We start from the raw sequence: 16,482 nt of genomic DNA on the forward strand, positions 1-16,482 counted from the left end.
TCCTCGAACGCTTGCCGACACTGCTGGCTAGCCGTGTCACCGAACTGTTGCCGCATCGCTGGACGCCCGCGTAAACTTCTGCTCGTAGATTCGGTATCCCGTCAATGTGGGATGGCTAGGCGCTTACGAATTACCCGTACGAGTTCAAGAAGCAATTGGCACAGGCTGCATGCCAGCCCGGTGTGTCAGTGGCCAAGCTGGCGCTGCAGCACGGCGTCAACGCCAACATGTTGTTCAAGTGGCGGCGCCGGTACCGAGCCGGCCAATTTGATACATCACCTCCCCCAGCGACATTTCTTCCGGTGACACTGCAATCGGAGTCCACCACAGTAGCCGATCCTGTGTCCCAGTGTCAGCAACCCAGCACAGCTTCCGAAGCTTCATCGTTGACCGGCACCATCGAGATCCGGTTTGCCCAGGCCGTGGTGCGGGTACAAGGCCATGTCGATATAGCCGTGCTGGACACTTTGCTGTCCAGCCTGAACCGATGATGACGCTGCCGGCGGGCACACGCATCTGGATTGCTGCGATGGCCAATGCGCTCAAGAAAACCGTCACTGAGATGCCTGCCCAGTTGTGGCAGTCATTGACCTGGGATCGGGGAAAAGAACTCTCTGATCACGCCCGTTTTACAATCGAATCCGGGGTGAAGGTATTCTTCGCCGACCCGCACAGTCCATGGCAGCGCGGGACAAACGAGAATACGAACGGCCTCCTTCGGCAATACTTCCCAAAGGGCACAGACTTGGCTCGTTGGAGCGCTCGAGAGCTCCAGGCCGTTGCCAATACACTGAATTCCAGGCCACGAAAACGCTTGGTTGGAAGACGCCAGCCGAAGCACTGGACGAGCACCTAAAATCTGTTCAACAATATGGTGTTGCGACGACCGGTTGAATCCGCCGTGTATTCCTAGTCGTTATTGTAAGGAATACCTCTGGTCCGGGAATCTACGGGGCTACTTCATTAATCTATTTGTGGGCCGAGTCTATATAACGGTGAGCATTCAGCTCGGGAATCAATTAGGGACGTCGTCAGCGAATTCCATAATGGCCAGTGGCTCAGCCACAACGACAGGCCGAATGTAAGTTCGCAATGTCATTCCTGTCTACACCATGTGTTTCTATACTTGGCAAATGGCGGCGTTCATGTAACGTTCGAAGAAATACGCTCATGCGTGACGTCAACACCTCCGTTCCAAAATTCTCCGAACCGTTGGCATACACTTTTTTAACTACACTTGTCCTCAATGATCACCACTAGTTTTCTGCGTGCCAACAGATCGTTCAGGAGAAGCAAAAGCAGCGGCCGCCTATGCAGGCGCATGTGGGCCACAGCCTTCTGCCGCCTGTCCTTTTTCGACATCAAATTGAAGATTGCTCCATTCGACAAACCAGTCCCTGAATCGGGTCAGCCCCTCCTCCAGCGAGGTGGCGGGAGTAAAACCGACTAGCCGCTGCAGGCGCGACGTGTCGGCATACGTGACGGGTACGTCGCCGGGCTGCATGGGCAGGAATTCCAGATCGGCCTTTACGTCAAGCACCTTTTCAAGCATCGCAATGAAGTCGATGACTTGGACTGGTTGATGGTTGCCGATATTCATGACGGTGTGCGCAGTTCCTTCAACGTCCGCCGGTGGTCCCGTCAGTACACGGACCACGCCCTCTACGATGTCGTCGATATACGTGAAATCCCGCCTAAGCAGGCCTTGCGCGAATACCGGGATCGGTTCCCTCTTCAGCATTTTCCTGGTGAAATTGAAATAGGCCATGTCGGGTCGGCCCCAAGGCCCGTACACCGTGAAAAAGCGCAAGCCGGTCATGCGCAGGCCAAACAGATGGCTGTAGCAATACGCCAGCAGCTCGTTGGATTTCTTGGTCGCGGCATACAGCGATACTGGCTGATCCGTCATGTGGTCTTCACGGAACGGGACATCGTGGCTGGCGCCGTAGACGCTGCTGCTGCTCGCATAGACCAAATGAACGGGACACCAGCGCCGGCAGGCTTCCAGTATATGCGAAAAGGCAACGAGGTTGGACTCGATGTAGGCTGCCGGACTCTCCAGCGAATGCCGGACGCCCGCCTGCGCTGCCAGATGCACAACATGGGAAGGTTTGGTCCTGTGGAACAGCTCGTCGACCTGGGCGCGGTCCGACAGCTCCACCCTTTCGCAGGCTATCCCGTGGGGACGCAACAGCGCTTCGACCCGGTCGGCCTTCAGCCGAGGCGAGTAATAATTATTGAAATTGTCGCACGCGGCCACGCGCCATCCCATGGTCGCCAGGCGGGCTGCAACATGACTGCCGATGAAGCCCGCCGCTCCCGTTATCAAGACCGTTTCGTCGTCTCTTTTCATCCTTCCTCCCTTGCGCAGCCCGCCGGCGCCCCGACGGCTGCGTTCGTAGAAAAACCTCCCATGAGCGGCGCGCCAAGCAGCGACGACGCCGCGGTGACCAGGAAAAATCCGCTCGACGCCACTACCCCATGTACTGGGTCGAGCCGCAACAATTGCAAGCCGTACAGGAAGACCACTTCACGCGCGCCCAGCCCGCCGATGCTCAATGGCAAGGCGGCCGCGACGGACGACAGCAGGAAGATGCACAGGAAGGCCGGATAATCGCCTGCGGCCACTGGCAGGCAGGCCAGCAGAGTCGCCATGCAGCCGAGCTGCAGGCACTGCACCGCCAGGCCATGGACGAGCACCGCCGCCATACGCGCGCCGTGCATCCGCAGCAGCCGATGGTGCAGCCACACGCTGGCCAGGGCCACCGCCGCGCCGCCGACGAAAGCCGCCATGCGCACCGCGTCCTCATGCCATGGCGGATCGACGAAAGGCAGCAGCACGCAGACCAGCACAAGCAGGATCAGGACACCGCTGACACGGTCGACCAGCGTGACCCACAGCAGCGTCCTGAGCGGAGCGGCCTGGCGGCGGTGCAGCACCAGGACCTTGTAGCCGTCGCCGCCGATGCCGCCGGGCAGGAACAGGTTCAGAAACATGCCGGCGTAGTACAGGCGCAGGTTTTCCCATTCATTCAGCAGGATGCCGGCATGGCGTTGATACAGGTTGAGCCGCACGGCGCTGACGATCTTCGACAGGTTGAATAGCAGCAGTGCGGCCAGTAGCCATGCCATGTGCTGCGGCTCGAGCGCCAGCGATACAACCTGACTCAAGTCGATCTGCCAGACCACTAGAACAACTAGGCAGAGGGAGACCAGCGACTGGACCACAAACTTGAGCGGTCTTGAGACAAAATCAGATGACGATCTGCTTCTTGATGCTGTAAGGTCTTTTATTCTGAGATTCATAGTAGGTGCGCATGATCAGGTCCGCGATGAAGCCAGTCGTGGTGAGCTGTATGCCGGCTACAACCAGCAGCAGGCCGAGGAACAGTAGCGGGCGCCCGCCGATCGACTCGCCTAGCAGCTTATCCACCGCCAGGTAAGCGTTGATCAGCAGACCTGCCAGGAACAGGATGATCCCGGTGCCGCCGAAGAAATGCATCGGTCGCTGGCCATATTTTTGAAGAAACACCATCAGCAGCAGATCGCTGACGACCTTGAGGGTGCGGTTGATGCCGTACTTGGAGACGCCGGCATGGCGCGGATGATGGCGCACCTCGATTTGCGTCAAGCGCGCACCGTGCATGCTGGCCAGCACCGGAATGTAACGGTGCAGTTCGCCGTAGAGGCTCAGGTTCTTGGCAACGTCGCTCTTGAACAGTTTGAGGGTGCAGCCGTAATCGCTGATGTATACGCCGGTCATGTGACGGATGAGCCAGTTCGCCAGCTTGCTGGGCGCCTTACGCAGCAGCAGCCCGTCCTGGCGCTTGGCGCGTATTCCGGCAACCACATCGCAGTCCTCTTCCTGCAGGCGCTTTATCATGAGCGGGATATCGTGCGGGTCGTTCTGCAAGTCGCCGTCGAGCATGACGATCAAGTCGCCTTGCGCGGCATCGATGCCCGCCGCCATCGCCGTGGTTTGGCCATAGTTCCGGTTAAGCACCAGAATACGGGTGCCGGGCCGGGCGCAGCGCTCAATTTCTGCCGGCGTCCCGTCGCGCGAGCCATCGTCGACGAAGATGACTTCGTGCCGGACGCCCTCCAGCGCATCGGCGATGCGTGCGGTCAGTAGATTGATATTGTCTCGTTCATTCATGACCGGGATGACGACTGAAAGCAGCATTTACGGTTTCCGGAAAGTGATGAGAATAAAATAGAAATCGACGCTTTTCGCACTGCTGCCACGCAGCTGCAGGTTGAGCTGGCCTTGCTCCTGTACCATGCAGCCGGGGTAGGTGGCCAAGAAACGCTCCAGCAGGTCGGACTCAGCATTGCCATCGCTTCCATACGTGACGATCAGTGCTTCTTCCGGCAAGGTCCCGGGCCGTTTCAGCAGGTCTTCGGACAGTAGAGTACGCAATGCCGGCCGCTGGAAATACAGATTGCCGGCAATCAGCTTTTCATCGGTGATGATCGGCACGTTCGGAAAGCGGCGAGCGAGCTTCTCTGCCAATTCGGAATACGGGTGCAGCGATTGCACATTCCTGTTGAAGGCTGGCCCGAGGTAAGCCCGCAACGGTATCCCCAGCAATATCATCATGGCGACAACGGCGACTGCCGCCAGAATGCGCCGATACACGGCACCCTGCGCTAGTGCGGGCCACCATAGGAAACATGCCAACGGCAGAGAAAACAGCAGAGGCTGCAGCCAGCGATCCTTGAACTTGCCGACTTCACTGGAGAGTAGCACGCAGGTCAGCACAAGAAAAAAGCCTGCATAAAGCGCGATGAAGAAACGGGCGTGGGGATCGCGCCAGCGGAATTCGACCGGCTTCCACTGATCACGGCCAGCAAGACCATAGATCATCGCTGCCAGCGCGACGAAGGAAAATGTCGCCGTCACCATGCTAGCCATTCCGGTCGCTACATTGCGAACGAAGCCAGCTTGCTGAGTGCCTTCGGCCATTTTATCGAGAGTGCCGCTGACCGCAGATCCCAGGTTATTCAGCAACCATAGCCCATGCGGCAACAACGTCATGAATGCAATCGCCGCCGATATACCCGTCCTGCGATTCCACAGGGTCTGCCTGTGCTCTTTCACCAAGAGGCTGGCCGACATCAGCCCGGCTAGAAACACCGCGAAGTTGTACTTGGCCTGCAGCCCGAGTCCGATCAACAGTCCGAACAATGCGTAGTACGCAGCGACAGGCTTACGCAGCAAGGCGAAATAGCACCAGAGCGTGGCGCAGGCTAAGGTTGTCAGCAGCACCGAGTGCGTGAGATCGCGCTGCGATTCCCAGCCGATCTGCGGAAAAAGCAGCAAGGAAGCCGATGCCGTCATGGCACCGCGGGTACCGATCAGAGGCTTGGCTAGGCCGAACATGCTCAAATATGTGGCGAACAATAGCAGGTTCTTGAGCGCCGAGAGGGCGAACAGGTTGAGGCCGAATAGCTGGAACATCAGCCACTGCAACCAGTTGTACAAGGGAGGCTGCGACCCATATCCTGCCCTAAGTTCCCGGGAAGCAATGACAGCCTCGGCCTCGTCCAGATCCAGGAAGTCGGACACGTTGATGCGGATGAGGAGATGCAGCAGAAAATAGGCACCAAGCGCCAGCACGAACGCCGCACCGCGGCGGGGCGGCAGAATCCGGAATGAATGTTTTTCGTTATCCGCGAAGGAATGCACGACACCTATCTCTCTTCATCGGGTTGCCGGATTCAACGTCAACCCTTCCTGTTCAAATTCGACTGAACCGGCTCCGATAATGCGCCTCCGCCACCTTGACTGCCTTCTCGCGGAATTCCTTCGTATAACCCGCTTTCGGTACTCGATTCAGCTATGCCTCCGTACCTCAATTCTACGAACCGTCGGCAGTTACTTTTTTCCAGTTGACTTCAATTCTGCCAAGCGGCGACGACGTGTACGGACCGCGTGGGCTTAACGGCTCAGCTAGGAATAGAAGGCAGCGAGCGGCACCATTGTCTGACAAGCTACTTTTTGCCGGTAGCGGCGTTGCTTTCAAGCGGGCCATAATTTTCCAGTCTGACCGCTGCAGACCGGCCGGGTTCTGGCCCCGGCAGTCCCGCCTTCACCGACTCCACAGTGGGCCCAAGGTCGTATTCATATTGGGGCGCCGGCACTTGGCCGTCGTGCACCCGGTTCTGGCGGCGCTGCAAGTAGGCGTCCCTAACAAACACATAGCGGTCGAGGGCGGCTGCTTCAAGTAGGTTCGATGCATCGAGCGCGCGGGCACGCAGGTCCACGACGCGCGTCACGGTGCCTGCGGCGGTCCAAGGCTGGGAAGAAACATAGGTCCAGCCGTCAGCGGCGAGATCGAGCGGCGTCGCGAGCGAGTCGCGTACCGTGGACGGGCCGAGCAGCGGCAGCACGAAGTACGGCCCGGATTGCACGCCCCACTTGCCCAGCGTCTGGCCGAAGTCCTCGCTGTGCTTGGGCAGGCCCGCCTCGGTTGCGATATCGAGCACTCCGAGGAGGCCGAGCGTAGAATTGACCGCGAAGCGCATCGTGTCGTTGATGCCGTGCTCGAACTTGCCCTGCATGTAATTGTTGGCGGCGATCCAGACGTCACCGAGATTGCCGAAGAAGTTGCTGATGCCCGTCTGCACGAATCTCGGCAGGGTTGCGCGATACGCTTCGGCAGCGGGCTTGACCGCAATCTGGTCGACCTTGTCGTTGAAGTTAAACACGGCACGGTTGTAGCTCTCGAACGGGTCGCGGGGGTTGTCCCCTAAGGTAGCGCAGCCGGGCAGGGATAAAGCTATCAGGAGCACGATCACTGCCGTCTTATGCGTTGTCATTGATCACTTCTCCACTCCTGCCGTCGCATGTTTCAGAGAGGACTGGACCGTGGCTTCGTTCACCCCTCCGCCGAGCGAGCGATACAGGTCCACTGCATTCGTCAGTCGTAGCTGGCGGGTCTGCACCAGCGATTGCTCGGCTGAGAACAGTTCACGCTGCGCGTCAAGCACTTCGAGCGAGCTGGCGATGCCGCCCTGGAAACGCTGTTCGGCCAACCGGAGCCGGTCAGCCTGCGCTTCCACCACCCGGCGCTGAGCATCGATCTGCTCGTCGATGGCGCCGCGCGCGACCAGGGCGTCGGAGACTTCGCGGAAAGCCACCTGGATCGTCTTTTCGTAGTTGGCAACGGCGATGTTGTTGCGCACCTCGGCGAGTGATAGGTTGGCGCGATTGCGGCCGGCGTCGAAGATCGGCAGTACCAGTTGCGGGACGAACGACCAGGTGCGGGTGCCGGCCTCGAACAGGTCGCCCAGTTCGCCGCTGGCGCTGCCGATGCCAGCGGTGAGCGAGATGCGTGGAAAGAAGGCTGCGCGGGCGGCGCCGATGTTGGCGTTGGAGGCAGTGAGCTGCAGTTCGCTGGCGCGAATATCGGGACGGCGAATCAGCAGGTCGGACGGAAGGCCGGGCGGCAGCTCGGCGACGATGTTCTGTTCCGACAGGCTGCGCGCCGGTGGCAGTTCGGCCAGCGGCTGACCAGCCAGCAAAATCAGAGCATTCTGTGCCTGCGCACGCTGGCGTACCAGGCCGGCCAGCGTTGCGCGTGCAGTCTGCACTAGCACTTCTTGTTGGCGCAGGTCCAGTGCCGACGAGGCGCCGACTTCAAAGCGCTGTTGAGCCAGCCTAAAGCCGGTTTCACGCGCACTGAGGGTGCGCTGCGCCAGCTCCTGCTGTTCCGCAAATGCACGTTCGGCCAGGTAGGCCTTGGCGACTTCGGCCACTAGACTGATCTGCGCCGAGCGGCGCGCCTCTTCGGTTGACAGGAACAGTGCGAGCGCCGCCTCGTTCAGGTTTCGCACGCGGCCGAAGAAGTCCAGTTCGAAGGAGGCAAGGTTGAGGCCGACCTGATAGCTGGTGGACACCGCCGAGGTGCCGAGCGGCGAGGTGGCGGCGGAAGTCCTGCCGCGCGAACCGGCCAGCGCCGCATTGAAGTTGGGCAGCAGGTCGGCCGAGACGATGTTGTACTGCGCGCGGGCTTCCTCGATGCGCAGGGCGGCCACCCGCAGGTCGCGATTGTTGGCCAGCGTCGATTCGATCAGCGCCTGCAGCCGCGGGTCCTGGAAAAACTCGCGCCAGCCGGTGTCGGCGGTCGCGGTGGCGGTGGCGCCGGCCGCCACCGGCTCGGCCGGATAGGTGTTGGCGATCGGCGCGGCCGGGCGCTCGTAGCGCGGCGCCAGCGAACAGGCGCTCACGATGCCGGCGGCGAGCAGGATGGAAACAGAATTGCGTATCTTCAGCATGGTTCAGACGCCCCTTTCGTCTTGCGGGGCGGGTTTCGGTGAATGGGCAGCCCAGAATTCCTGCTGGCGCTTGCTGCCCTTGAACAGGCGGCGCACCACGACGAAGAACACCGGCACCAAGAACACGGCTAGCACGGTGGCGCTGATCATGCCGCTCATCACGCCGGTACCGATGGCGCGCTGACTGGCCGAACCGGCACCGCTGGCAATAGCGAGAGGCAGCACGCCGAGGATGAAGGCCAGAGAGGTCATGATAATTGGGCGAAAGCGCAGCTTGGCCGCTTCCACGGCCGATTCGATCAATCCCTTGCCTTGCGCCTGCAGGTCCTTGGCGAACTCAATGATCAGGATCGCATTCTTCGCCGACAGGCCGATGATGGTGATCAGGCCGACTTTGAAATAGACGTCGTTGGGCATGCCGCGCAGGGTCACGCCCAGCACGGCGCCGAGCACGCCGAGAGGCACCACCAGCATCACTGACAGCGGAATCGATGTGCTCTCGTACAGCGCGGCCAGCACCAGAAACACCGCCAGCAGAGACAGTGCCATCAGCATCGGCATCTGGGCACCGGAGGTGCGCTCCTCAAGCGACTGCCCAGTCCATTCGAAACCGAAGCCAGCCGGCAGCTTGGCGGCGAGCTGTTCCATCTCCGCCATCGCGTCGCCCGAGCTGAAGCCCGGGGCGGCCTGGCCGGCGATTTTCATCGCCGGGTAGCCGTTGTAGCGCACGATCTGCACCGGGCCGTTGATCCACTTGGCCGAGATAAAGGTCGCCAGCGGCACCATGTCACCAGCGGCATTTCGCACATACAGGTTGCCCAGGTCTTCCGGCTTTACCCGCTGCGTGGATTCCGCCTGCAGGATCACGCGCTGCTGGCGGCCCTGGTTGGGGAAGTCGTTGAGGTAGGATGAGCCAAGCGCGGCCGACAGCGTGTTGTTGATGTCGGCGAAGGACACACCTAAGGCGCTGGCCTTGTCACGGTCCACATCGACCTGCAGCTGCGGCGCATCTTCCAAGCCTTCAGGACGCACGCCCGTGAGAAGCTTGCTCTGTCTTGCCATGCCGAGCAGCTGGTTGCGCGCGGTGAGCAATGCCTCGCGCCCCATGCCGCCACGGTCCTGCAGACGGAAGTTGAAGCCAGTCGCGTTGCCCAGTTCCGGGATCGGTGGCGGATTGAGCGCGAACACGATCGCATCCTTGATGCCCATCAGCACGCCCATGGCCTTGCCGGCGATCTTGTCGGCGGTGTCATCACCGCGCTCGTCCCAGTCCTTGAGCGGAACGAAGGCAATGCCCGCGTTCTGGCCGCTACCGGAGAAGGAAAAGCCGATTATCGAAATGATGTGTTCCACGCCGGGCTGCTTCAGAAAATGGCCTTCTACCTGCTTGACGACATCCTGCGTCCGATTGGCGCTGGCGCCCGGTGGCAGCTGGATGTTGGTCAGAATGTAACCCTGGTCTTCGTTGGGCAGAAAGGACGATGGCAGACGCATGAACAGCAGGCCGACCACGGCCACGATCAGGCCGTAGACCACCATGTAGCGCCCGGTCTTGCCGAGCATGGCTACCACCCCGCGCTGGTAGCCGTTGGTGGCGGCGTTGAATTTTCGGTTGAACCAGCCGAAGAAACCACGCTTCTCGTTGTGGTGGCCCGCCTCTACAGGCTTGAGCAGGGTGGCGCACAGGGCCGGCGTGAGCGTCAGCGCCATCAGTGCCGAGAACGCGATGGAGGCCGCCATGGACAGCGAGAATTGGCGGTAGATCGCACCCACAGCGCCGCCGAAGAATGCCATCGGGATGAATACTGCGATCAGCACCAGTGTGATTCCAATGATTGCGCCCGTGATCTGGCCCATCGCCTTGCGTGTGGCTTCGGGGGGTGAAAGCCCTTCCTCACTCATGATGCGCTCGACATTTTCGACCACCACGATGGCATCGTCGACTACGATGCCAATAGCTAGAACCATGCCGAACATAGTCAGCACGTTGATGGAAAAGCCAAACACATACATCGTGGCAAAGGTGCCCATCAGCGTCACCGGCACCACGATCGTCGGGATGAGCGTGTAGCGGATATTCTGCAGAAACAGGTACATGACCAAGAACACCAGCAGTACGGCTTCCAGCAAGGTCTTGACCACTTCCTCGATTGAAATCTCGACGAACTTGGAGGTGTCGTATGGAATCTCATACTGAATGCCAGCCGGGAAGAACTTCGACAGCTGTTCCATCTTGGCGCGTACTGCGGTGGCGGTGCCGAGCGCGTTGGCGGTCGGCGATAGCTGGATACCGATCGCAGACGACGGATTGCCGTTGGTGCGTGCCGAAGTCGCATAGGCTTGACCACCCAGTTCCACCGTCGCGACGTCGCGCAGACGGACTACGGAGCCGTCGGTATTGGCCCGCAGCACGATGTTTCCGAACTGCTCCGCTGTGGTAAGCTGGCCGGTGACCACAATGGGCGCGGTAATCTGCTGGCTGCCTGGAGAGGGTAGTTCGCCCAAACTGCCGGAGGCGACCTGTGCGTTCTGCGCGCGGATGGCGTTAGCGACATCAGTGGGCGTGAGCTTGTATCCCACCAGTTTGTCCGGATCGATCCAGATGCGCATCGCGCTTTCGGTGCCGAACAGAATTGCCTCGCCGACGCCCGGAACCCGCTTGATTTCGTTGAGCACGTTGCGAGACAGGTAGTCGCCAAGTGCAATCGGGTCCATGCTGCCGTCCTTGGACGACAGAGTTACCACTGCCAGGAAGTTGCTGCGGGCCTTTGTGACTTGTACGCCCTGCTGGGTGACCGGTTGCGGTAGACGTGACTCCACGCGGCGCATGCGGTTCTGCACCTCGACCGCGGCCAGGTCGATGTTGGTTCCTGGGGTGAAGGTGGCGGTGATCTGTGCCTGGCCGTTGCCCTGGCTCTGCGACTCCATGTACTGCAGGCCAGGTGCGCCGTTAAGCTCTTGCTCGATCAGGCTGGTAACACTATTTTCCAGGGTCTGCGCAGTGGCGCCCGGATAGATGGCGGTAATCTGCACTGCTGGGGGCGCAATGGTCGGATATTGCGCCACCGGCAGGCCCGTGATCGACAGAATTCCAGCAAGCAATATGAAGACCGCGATCACCCAGGCAAAGACCGGGCGATCAATGAAATATTTTCCCATTCGTTTGCTCTCTTTATTTGGATACGGCCGGCTGTTGCTGAGCACCCGGCTGTACAGCGGACTGCACAGGCTGTGCTCCCTGTTGTGCGCCGTTGGCGGCACGCTTCCATGGTACGGTTTTGACGACGGCGCCGGGAGGAGCCTTCTGGAAACCCTCGACAATTACGCGCTCGCCGCCCTTGAGGCCTTCGCTGACGACCCATTTGTCGCCGATTGCGCTTTGGGCCTTGACTGGGCGCGCAGCTACCTTATTGTCGTCGCCGACCACCATCACGAACGAGCCGTTGGGCAGGCGCTGCACGGCTTGTTGGGGTAGGGTAATCGCGTCCTCGCGCACGGCCTGTTCGACCCTGGCCCGCACGTACATGCCGGGCAGCAGGAATCGGTCGGGGTTAGGTACCAGGGCCCGCAGCGTGATGGCGCCGGTGCTCGGGTCGACTGTCTGGTCCGAGAACAGCAGCTTGCCCGGGTGGGGGTAGATCTCGCCGTCTTCCGTAACGACGGTGACTCTAGCCTCGTCCTTTCCGGCCTTCTGCAACCGGCCAGCGCTCATTGCGCGGCGCAGCCTGAGGGCCTCTGAAGCCGACTGCGTGATGTTGATGTAGATGGGGTCGAGTTGCTGGATAGTGGCCAGCGGCGTGGCGGTTCCTTGGCCAACCAGCGCGCCCTCTGTCACTAGCGCACGACCGATGCGCCCGGAGATCGGGGCGTTGACCGTGGCATAGCCGAGGTTGAGACGCGCCGTCGCCACTGCCGCCTTGGCGGACTGGACGTCGGCCGCCGCCTGCTTCTGCGCCGCCAGCGCCGTATCGTATTCCTGCTTGCTGATGGCATTGGTCTCGACCAGCGGCTTGTAGCGCTGAACGGTGGTGGTAGTCTGTGCCAAGTTGGCTTCAGCCCTGGCTAGACTGGCCTGGGCGCTGTTGAGCGCTGCCTCGAACGGCGCCGGATCGATGCGGAACAAGATTTCGCCTGCCTTGACCTCGCTGCCCTCACTGAACACCCGCTTGGTCACGATGCCGGCCGCACGCGCCCGGACTTCGGCGGTGCGGGTGGCTTCAAGTCGGCCGGGCAATTCATTGGTAAGCGTGAGCCGCTCCGGCGCGGCGGTCACTACCGAGACCTCGGGGGGCGGCATGCCACTCGGGGCTTGCGCGTAGGCGCTTGCGACCTGGTCGCCACAGCCTGACAGGGTCAGCGCGGCAGCGAGGGCTACCGCCAGCGGATTGTATCGGTTAAGTGCTCTCATGAAGGTTTCCGGGGGGGCAAAAATAATAGGATCTGCAGAGTGCGCATGTGGACTGACGGGCGCGGGCAGCGCAATCTATGTTCTGGTGGATGGTAAAAAAAAAATGTATTATACATACAATCTTGAATGTAGCTAGCTCGCCTACGCGACCGTCCACCTACTTATTTCCGATACAACGACGATGGTTAGAAAAACCAAGGAAGCAGCGCTCGAAACACGTCATCACCTGCTCAATGCCGCAGAGGATGTTTTCCATCGCGCGGGCTATGCCCGCACTACTCTTGAGGCAGTCGCGGCAGCAGCGGGGCTGACGCGGGGTGCGATCTACTGGCATTTCAAGGACAAGAGCGACCTCTTCAATGCCATGTGCGACCGCGTGAGACTGCCGATGGAAGAACTGGCAGCATCCGGCGAAGGACCTGACAATGACGACCCACTTGGCCACCTTCGCAAGATCTGCGTTTTCTTTTTAACCCAAGCCGCCACCGACGTGCATCTGCGCAAGGTGTCCGACATTCTGTTCAACAAGTGCGAATTCGTCGATCCTACGGATCCGGCGTACATCCGGCAGCAAGAAGCGTTCCTGGATGGCCGCTCCCACCTCAAAAAGGTGATGCAGCAGGCGGTGAAGAAGGGTCAGCTAGCCGACGACCTCGACATCCCGTTGGCAGCCATTACGTTCCACGGGGCCATTGACGGCATCCTCAGGAATTGGCTCTTCTCCAAGGAATCATTCCGTCTGGTTGAGGAGGTGGAGCGCCTGGTGGACGCCTGCTTGGACATGGTGCGCTACGCAGCGAGCCTAAGAAAAAAAGCCTAGGGCAGGCGAGCATTTCGCTTGCAACTTCGGCTCGCCCTCGTCAGCCCGATCCTGATGCGAACGCGTGCTCTCATGTCTATGTCCCGCCATATAGCTAGGCTCTGACGGCGTCACCCACGCGGTGCCCTTCGATGCTTGCATCGCCGTCAGCTTCCCTTGCAGCACCATGAACTGATGCAGGATGACGCTTACGGTGTCACTCTATTTAAAGTCCGTAATTGGCGACAGTATTGTTTGACAACGTCGATTCTTCCCAAGTGTCGAATTGCTGAAAGCTAGGTTCTACCTTGGCGAACATAGCGCCTTCCATTTACGTCCGCTTCGGGTAAAACTTACGCACCACCTGGAACGGTCCTTTCAACACCGAGCCGAGAGATGAATGGCTTGGGAAGAATGTTCTTGTAATGACTCCTCTAACGACTGTCCAACTTATAGGACGCGCACGGCAATCAAAGCGATGACCCGGGAGCTTCGACACTCCGCGCTGTCTACCTCATCGCTGGTAAGAGCTGCTGTGAAGCTATGATCAATAGCTTACCTTTACGCCGAGGCCCAGAATTCGCTGAGAAACGTTGTAGTCTATTAAGCTATAGCCATAGCCTGAGAAAATCTGCACGTAACCCTTGAGGCGCTCCGATAGAGGAAAAGCCCAGCCGAGTTGGGCTGCGCCTTTGTCAGTATTAAAGTTATGGCGCATCAGTAAAGAAAGTTCGTGCCCATTCCAACGATATGTTCCTACGATGTCGCCGTGGCCTAAGTAGTCTGTGATGCGGGGATTATTATCCTCGTCCGCATCTTCCTTGAAGCGCTTCCAGGCGCGCACTAGAAACTCAAAGTCGTCTTTTTCAAGCCCCGCCTGAAGATAGACTCGATTCCAGCTCCGCGAGAGAAGAGACCCCTGTCCATTTGACTGATGCTCTAGGCCAAGATTCAGAAAACGTAGTCGTAACCCGAGCAGGTTCAGGTTTGTCGGTACTACCGCCATCAGTTCAGGCTGATAATTAGTTTCCCGGAAAGGGCTTGAGGCTTCCTGATTACCGGCTTGCCAAAAGCTGCGCTGAGTATAACCAAACCAGACATCTACGGGCAAGTTTGCCGGATTCTCCGCGACCTTTAGCTTGAAGCTCAGTTGAAATGCCAGCTCGCCGCGCGACAACTCAGCATTCGGGTTGATCAGTCGGAAAGGCCGATAAGGCTCATCATTTGGGTTTGAGTTATAGGTGCCGACGAGATAGTTTTCTCGATGAGGGCGAAAGTAGAAGGCTCCGCGCTTGCTGGCTTCATCCAATTCCCAGTGCTCTGCCATCCGGGACGAAGTCTTCTGTGGAACCTTACCGGTGTCAGAAGCTAACGGTTCGCTTACTGTTTCGATCGGTTTCGGACTCTGCATAAGAGTATTGTCACCATCTCTTCCAAAGACTCGGTCGTAACATTGTAAGCGCTCTTCGTTCACCGATATAAATTGGCATGAAGTGGAATCTGCTCGAAGTGACTGAGCACCGACATTCGCAAAAGCGAATGCAAGAAGCCCCGCTGCCAATCCGGATGGTCTTTTCACTTTTACGCCTTCCTTTCTTCAGAAAAGTTCAAAAATTTGAAAATATGAACAGTGTAGAGGTACTCCGTTTGTTTGAGAGAAATCCAATTGCATTGAGTATAACCTCGCGGACGTAAGGGCACCGCGCGCCACTTGTCTTTCCGGTCAGCGTTGTGATGCAAAGCAAATACTTATCTTACCGTTTGATTTCCTGAAACCACTTCTCTACAGTATGTAGCCGTCCATTGGTGAATCAATGGTGATGCTAAACAAATGTTCTGGTTGGCCGTGCCATAAGAGCTGCTACCACTATTAGCAACAGCATAAAAAGTGCTGCCGGCAGTTCATTGATTCGCATCCCAGCAACAACAGGAACGAGATCGGGAAAGTCAGCCTCAAGTCCGCCCACTCCAGGAAAGAAAAAGCTAACGACCATCGAAGCCCAGAAAATTGCAGGGAAAAGACTAGCCAATTTCAACAAGTGTAAATCGCCGTGCGCACGACGCGCGAGAAAATATAGCCCTAGCAGACCAAGGACGAGTCCATGACTAATCGTCATTGCATCATGGAACTTAGCATGTGCGGTCCAAGCAGGATTGAAAAGATGAGTACGATTAAAGTCCGCCGCGAAGCCACTGAGTGCAGTGACAGACGCCAGTGCATACAGCATCAAAATTCCGATTCGCTCCCGTCTCATACTCCTCCCTCTACGCTCGATCAGATCTACGGAAACGACAAGGGGTAATTCCTCGCTCGATCGGCCAATCCAATTAAAATCATTTCATAGACATGAGAGCACGCGTTCGCATCAGAATCGGGCTGGCGAGGGCGAGCCGAAGTTGCAAGCGAAATGCTCGCCTGCCGGAGCAACACGAGCGGCATACTTGCCGGTTCGCGCCCTGCCAGGGTACGACGCGTCGAATCACTTTGCCTATTCGCAAAGAGCGCAACGCAGTCGAGTGTCGGTTCTGATGCGAACGCGTGCCACCTATCTATGAAATGAGTCCGAGTATCTATTCGGTAGTGCCCGATGAATAAAGTTCAAGGAGTTAGTGTATAACTGGATTAACCTCTATACTTACGTACCACTGGCGTTATTTAGGGCTTGTCCAAAAACAACATAGTAAAGCGCTTAGGATAAGAGCAGAATAGGTCTATGGCTTCAGTCGTCGATATGGGAGCTAGTGTCAATTCTGGTGTATGCCGGCTTGAAGGATAGCGACGTCAGGCGGCGAGTTTTTGCTGTTCCGGCGGATTGTCTTGCACCGGTAGTCCATCCTTGAACGGCACGCCCGCCAGCAGCACGGCGAGGTTGTCAGCGCCGCGAGTCTTACGCCAGCTCTTTTCTGCTTCTTCCATCAGCTTGAACGCCAGCCCGAGAAACGTCGCCCTCGATAGACAGTTACGCGAGCGCGTCGTCCGATGTCGCACGGTGGC

Annotated in this window: 11 protein-coding genes and 3 pseudogenes; 3 read left to right on the forward strand and 11 right to left on the reverse strand. The window is 58.7% G+C overall.

Annotated features, from left to right (window positions below):
* Positions 1-140 precede the first annotated feature (140 nt).
* Positions 141-491: pseudogene (tnpA, locus tag FH061_RS29335) on the forward strand (IS66-like element accessory protein TnpA); the annotation flags it as partial.
* A 38-nt stretch (positions 492-529) separates the two neighbouring features.
* Positions 530-894, forward strand: a pseudogene (locus FH061_RS29340) (IS30 family transposase); the annotation flags it as partial.
* Between the two features lie 415 nt (positions 895-1,309).
* On the opposite strand, the gene FH061_RS29345 reads toward FH061_RS29340, so the two are convergent.
* The 8 genes from FH061_RS29345 to FH061_RS29380 form a co-directional block, all read right to left on the reverse strand.
* Positions 1,310-2,353 (reverse strand): NAD-dependent epimerase/dehydratase family protein, encoded by a 1,044-nt coding sequence (locus FH061_RS29345; protein ID WP_151639377.1) that lies wholly within the window; start codon positions 2,351-2,353, stop codon positions 1,310-1,312.
* Positions 2,350-3,306, reverse strand: coding sequence for a lysylphosphatidylglycerol synthase transmembrane domain-containing protein (locus tag FH061_RS29350; protein WP_151639378.1), 957 nt, complete (start codon positions 3,304-3,306; stop codon positions 2,350-2,352). Before FH061_RS29350 ends, FH061_RS29345 begins: the two co-directional genes overlap by 4 nt.
* Complete coding sequence (locus tag FH061_RS29355; RefSeq protein WP_151639379.1) at positions 3,254-4,183, reverse strand: glycosyltransferase family 2 protein; 930 nt, start codon at positions 4,181-4,183, stop codon at positions 3,254-3,256. Before FH061_RS29355 ends, FH061_RS29350 begins: the two co-directional genes overlap by 53 nt.
* Positions 4,184-5,689, reverse strand: coding sequence for an ArnT family glycosyltransferase (locus tag FH061_RS29360; protein ID WP_151639380.1), 1,506 nt, complete (start codon positions 5,687-5,689; stop codon positions 4,184-4,186).
* 305 nt (positions 5,690-5,994) lie between these two features.
* Complete coding sequence (locus tag FH061_RS29365; protein WP_151639381.1) at positions 5,995-6,822, reverse strand: MlaA family lipoprotein; 828 nt, start codon at positions 6,820-6,822, stop codon at positions 5,995-5,997.
* 3 nt (positions 6,823-6,825) lie between these two features.
* Entirely contained in the window at positions 6,826-8,280 is a 1,455-nt protein-coding gene (locus FH061_RS29370; protein WP_151639382.1) for an efflux transporter outer membrane subunit, read from the reverse strand.
* Between the two features lie 3 nt (positions 8,281-8,283).
* Positions 8,284-11,439, reverse strand: a complete 3,156-nt coding sequence (locus FH061_RS29375) for an efflux RND transporter permease subunit (protein ID WP_151639383.1) — start codon at positions 11,437-11,439, stop codon at positions 8,284-8,286.
* A 13-nt stretch (positions 11,440-11,452) separates the two neighbouring features.
* Positions 11,453-12,688, reverse strand: coding sequence for an efflux RND transporter periplasmic adaptor subunit (locus FH061_RS29380; RefSeq protein WP_151639384.1), 1,236 nt, complete (start codon positions 12,686-12,688; stop codon positions 11,453-11,455).
* Between the two features lie 181 nt (positions 12,689-12,869).
* Between FH061_RS29380 and FH061_RS29385 the strand changes: the two genes are divergently transcribed.
* Positions 12,870-13,508, forward strand: coding sequence for a TetR family transcriptional regulator (locus tag FH061_RS29385; protein ID WP_151639385.1), 639 nt, complete (start codon positions 12,870-12,872; stop codon positions 13,506-13,508).
* A gap of 526 nt (positions 13,509-14,034) precedes the next feature.
* On the opposite strand, the gene FH061_RS29390 is transcribed toward FH061_RS29385, so the two are convergent.
* The 3 genes and pseudogenes from FH061_RS29390 to FH061_RS29400 all read right to left on the reverse strand — a co-directional run.
* A complete protein-coding gene (locus FH061_RS29390; protein ID WP_225984972.1) occupies positions 14,035-15,066 on the reverse strand; it encodes a phospholipase A in 1,032 nt (343 codons plus the stop codon).
* Positions 15,067-15,310: 244 nt separating this feature from the next.
* Complete coding sequence (locus FH061_RS29395; RefSeq protein ID WP_151639386.1) at positions 15,311-15,715, reverse strand: DUF6640 family protein; 405 nt, start codon at positions 15,713-15,715, stop codon at positions 15,311-15,313.
* 554 nt (positions 15,716-16,269) lie between these two features.
* Positions 16,270-16,482: pseudogene (locus FH061_RS29400) on the reverse strand (IS256 family transposase); the annotation flags it as partial.

Source organism: Noviherbaspirillum aerium, from assembly GCF_008929045.1.
In the GTDB taxonomy this organism is placed as follows: Bacteria; Pseudomonadota; Gammaproteobacteria; order Burkholderiales; family Burkholderiaceae_D; genus Noviherbaspirillum; species Noviherbaspirillum aerium.

Bases quoted from the DNA above. Each gene is read 5' to 3' on its own strand.
- FH061_RS29345 (WP_151639377.1), bottom strand. From the start codon at position 2,353: ATGAAAAGAGACGACGAAACGGTCTTGATAACGGGAGCGGCGGGCTTC.
- FH061_RS29350 (WP_151639378.1), bottom strand. From the start codon at position 3,306: ATGAATCTCAGAATAAAAGACCTTACAGCATCAAGAAGCAGATCGTCA.
- FH061_RS29355 (WP_151639379.1), bottom strand. From the start codon at position 4,183: ATGCTGCTTTCAGTCGTCATCCCGGTCATGAATGAACGAGACAATATC.
- FH061_RS29365 (WP_151639381.1), bottom strand. From the start codon at position 6,822: ATGACAACGCATAAGACGGCAGTGATCGTGCTCCTGATAGCTTTATCC.
- FH061_RS29370 (WP_151639382.1), bottom strand. From the start codon at position 8,280: ATGCTGAAGATACGCAATTCTGTTTCCATCCTGCTCGCCGCCGGCATC.
- FH061_RS29375 (WP_151639383.1), bottom strand. From the start codon at position 11,439: ATGGGAAAATATTTCATTGATCGCCCGGTCTTTGCCTGGGTGATCGCG.
- FH061_RS29380 (WP_151639384.1), bottom strand. From the start codon at position 12,688: ATGAGAGCACTTAACCGATACAATCCGCTGGCGGTAGCCCTCGCTGCC.
- FH061_RS29385 (WP_151639385.1), top strand. From the start codon at position 12,870: ATGGTTAGAAAAACCAAGGAAGCAGCGCTCGAAACACGTCATCACCTG.
- FH061_RS29395 (WP_151639386.1), bottom strand. From the start codon at position 15,715: ATGCTGTATGCACTGGCGTCTGTCACTGCACTCAGTGGCTTCGCGGCG.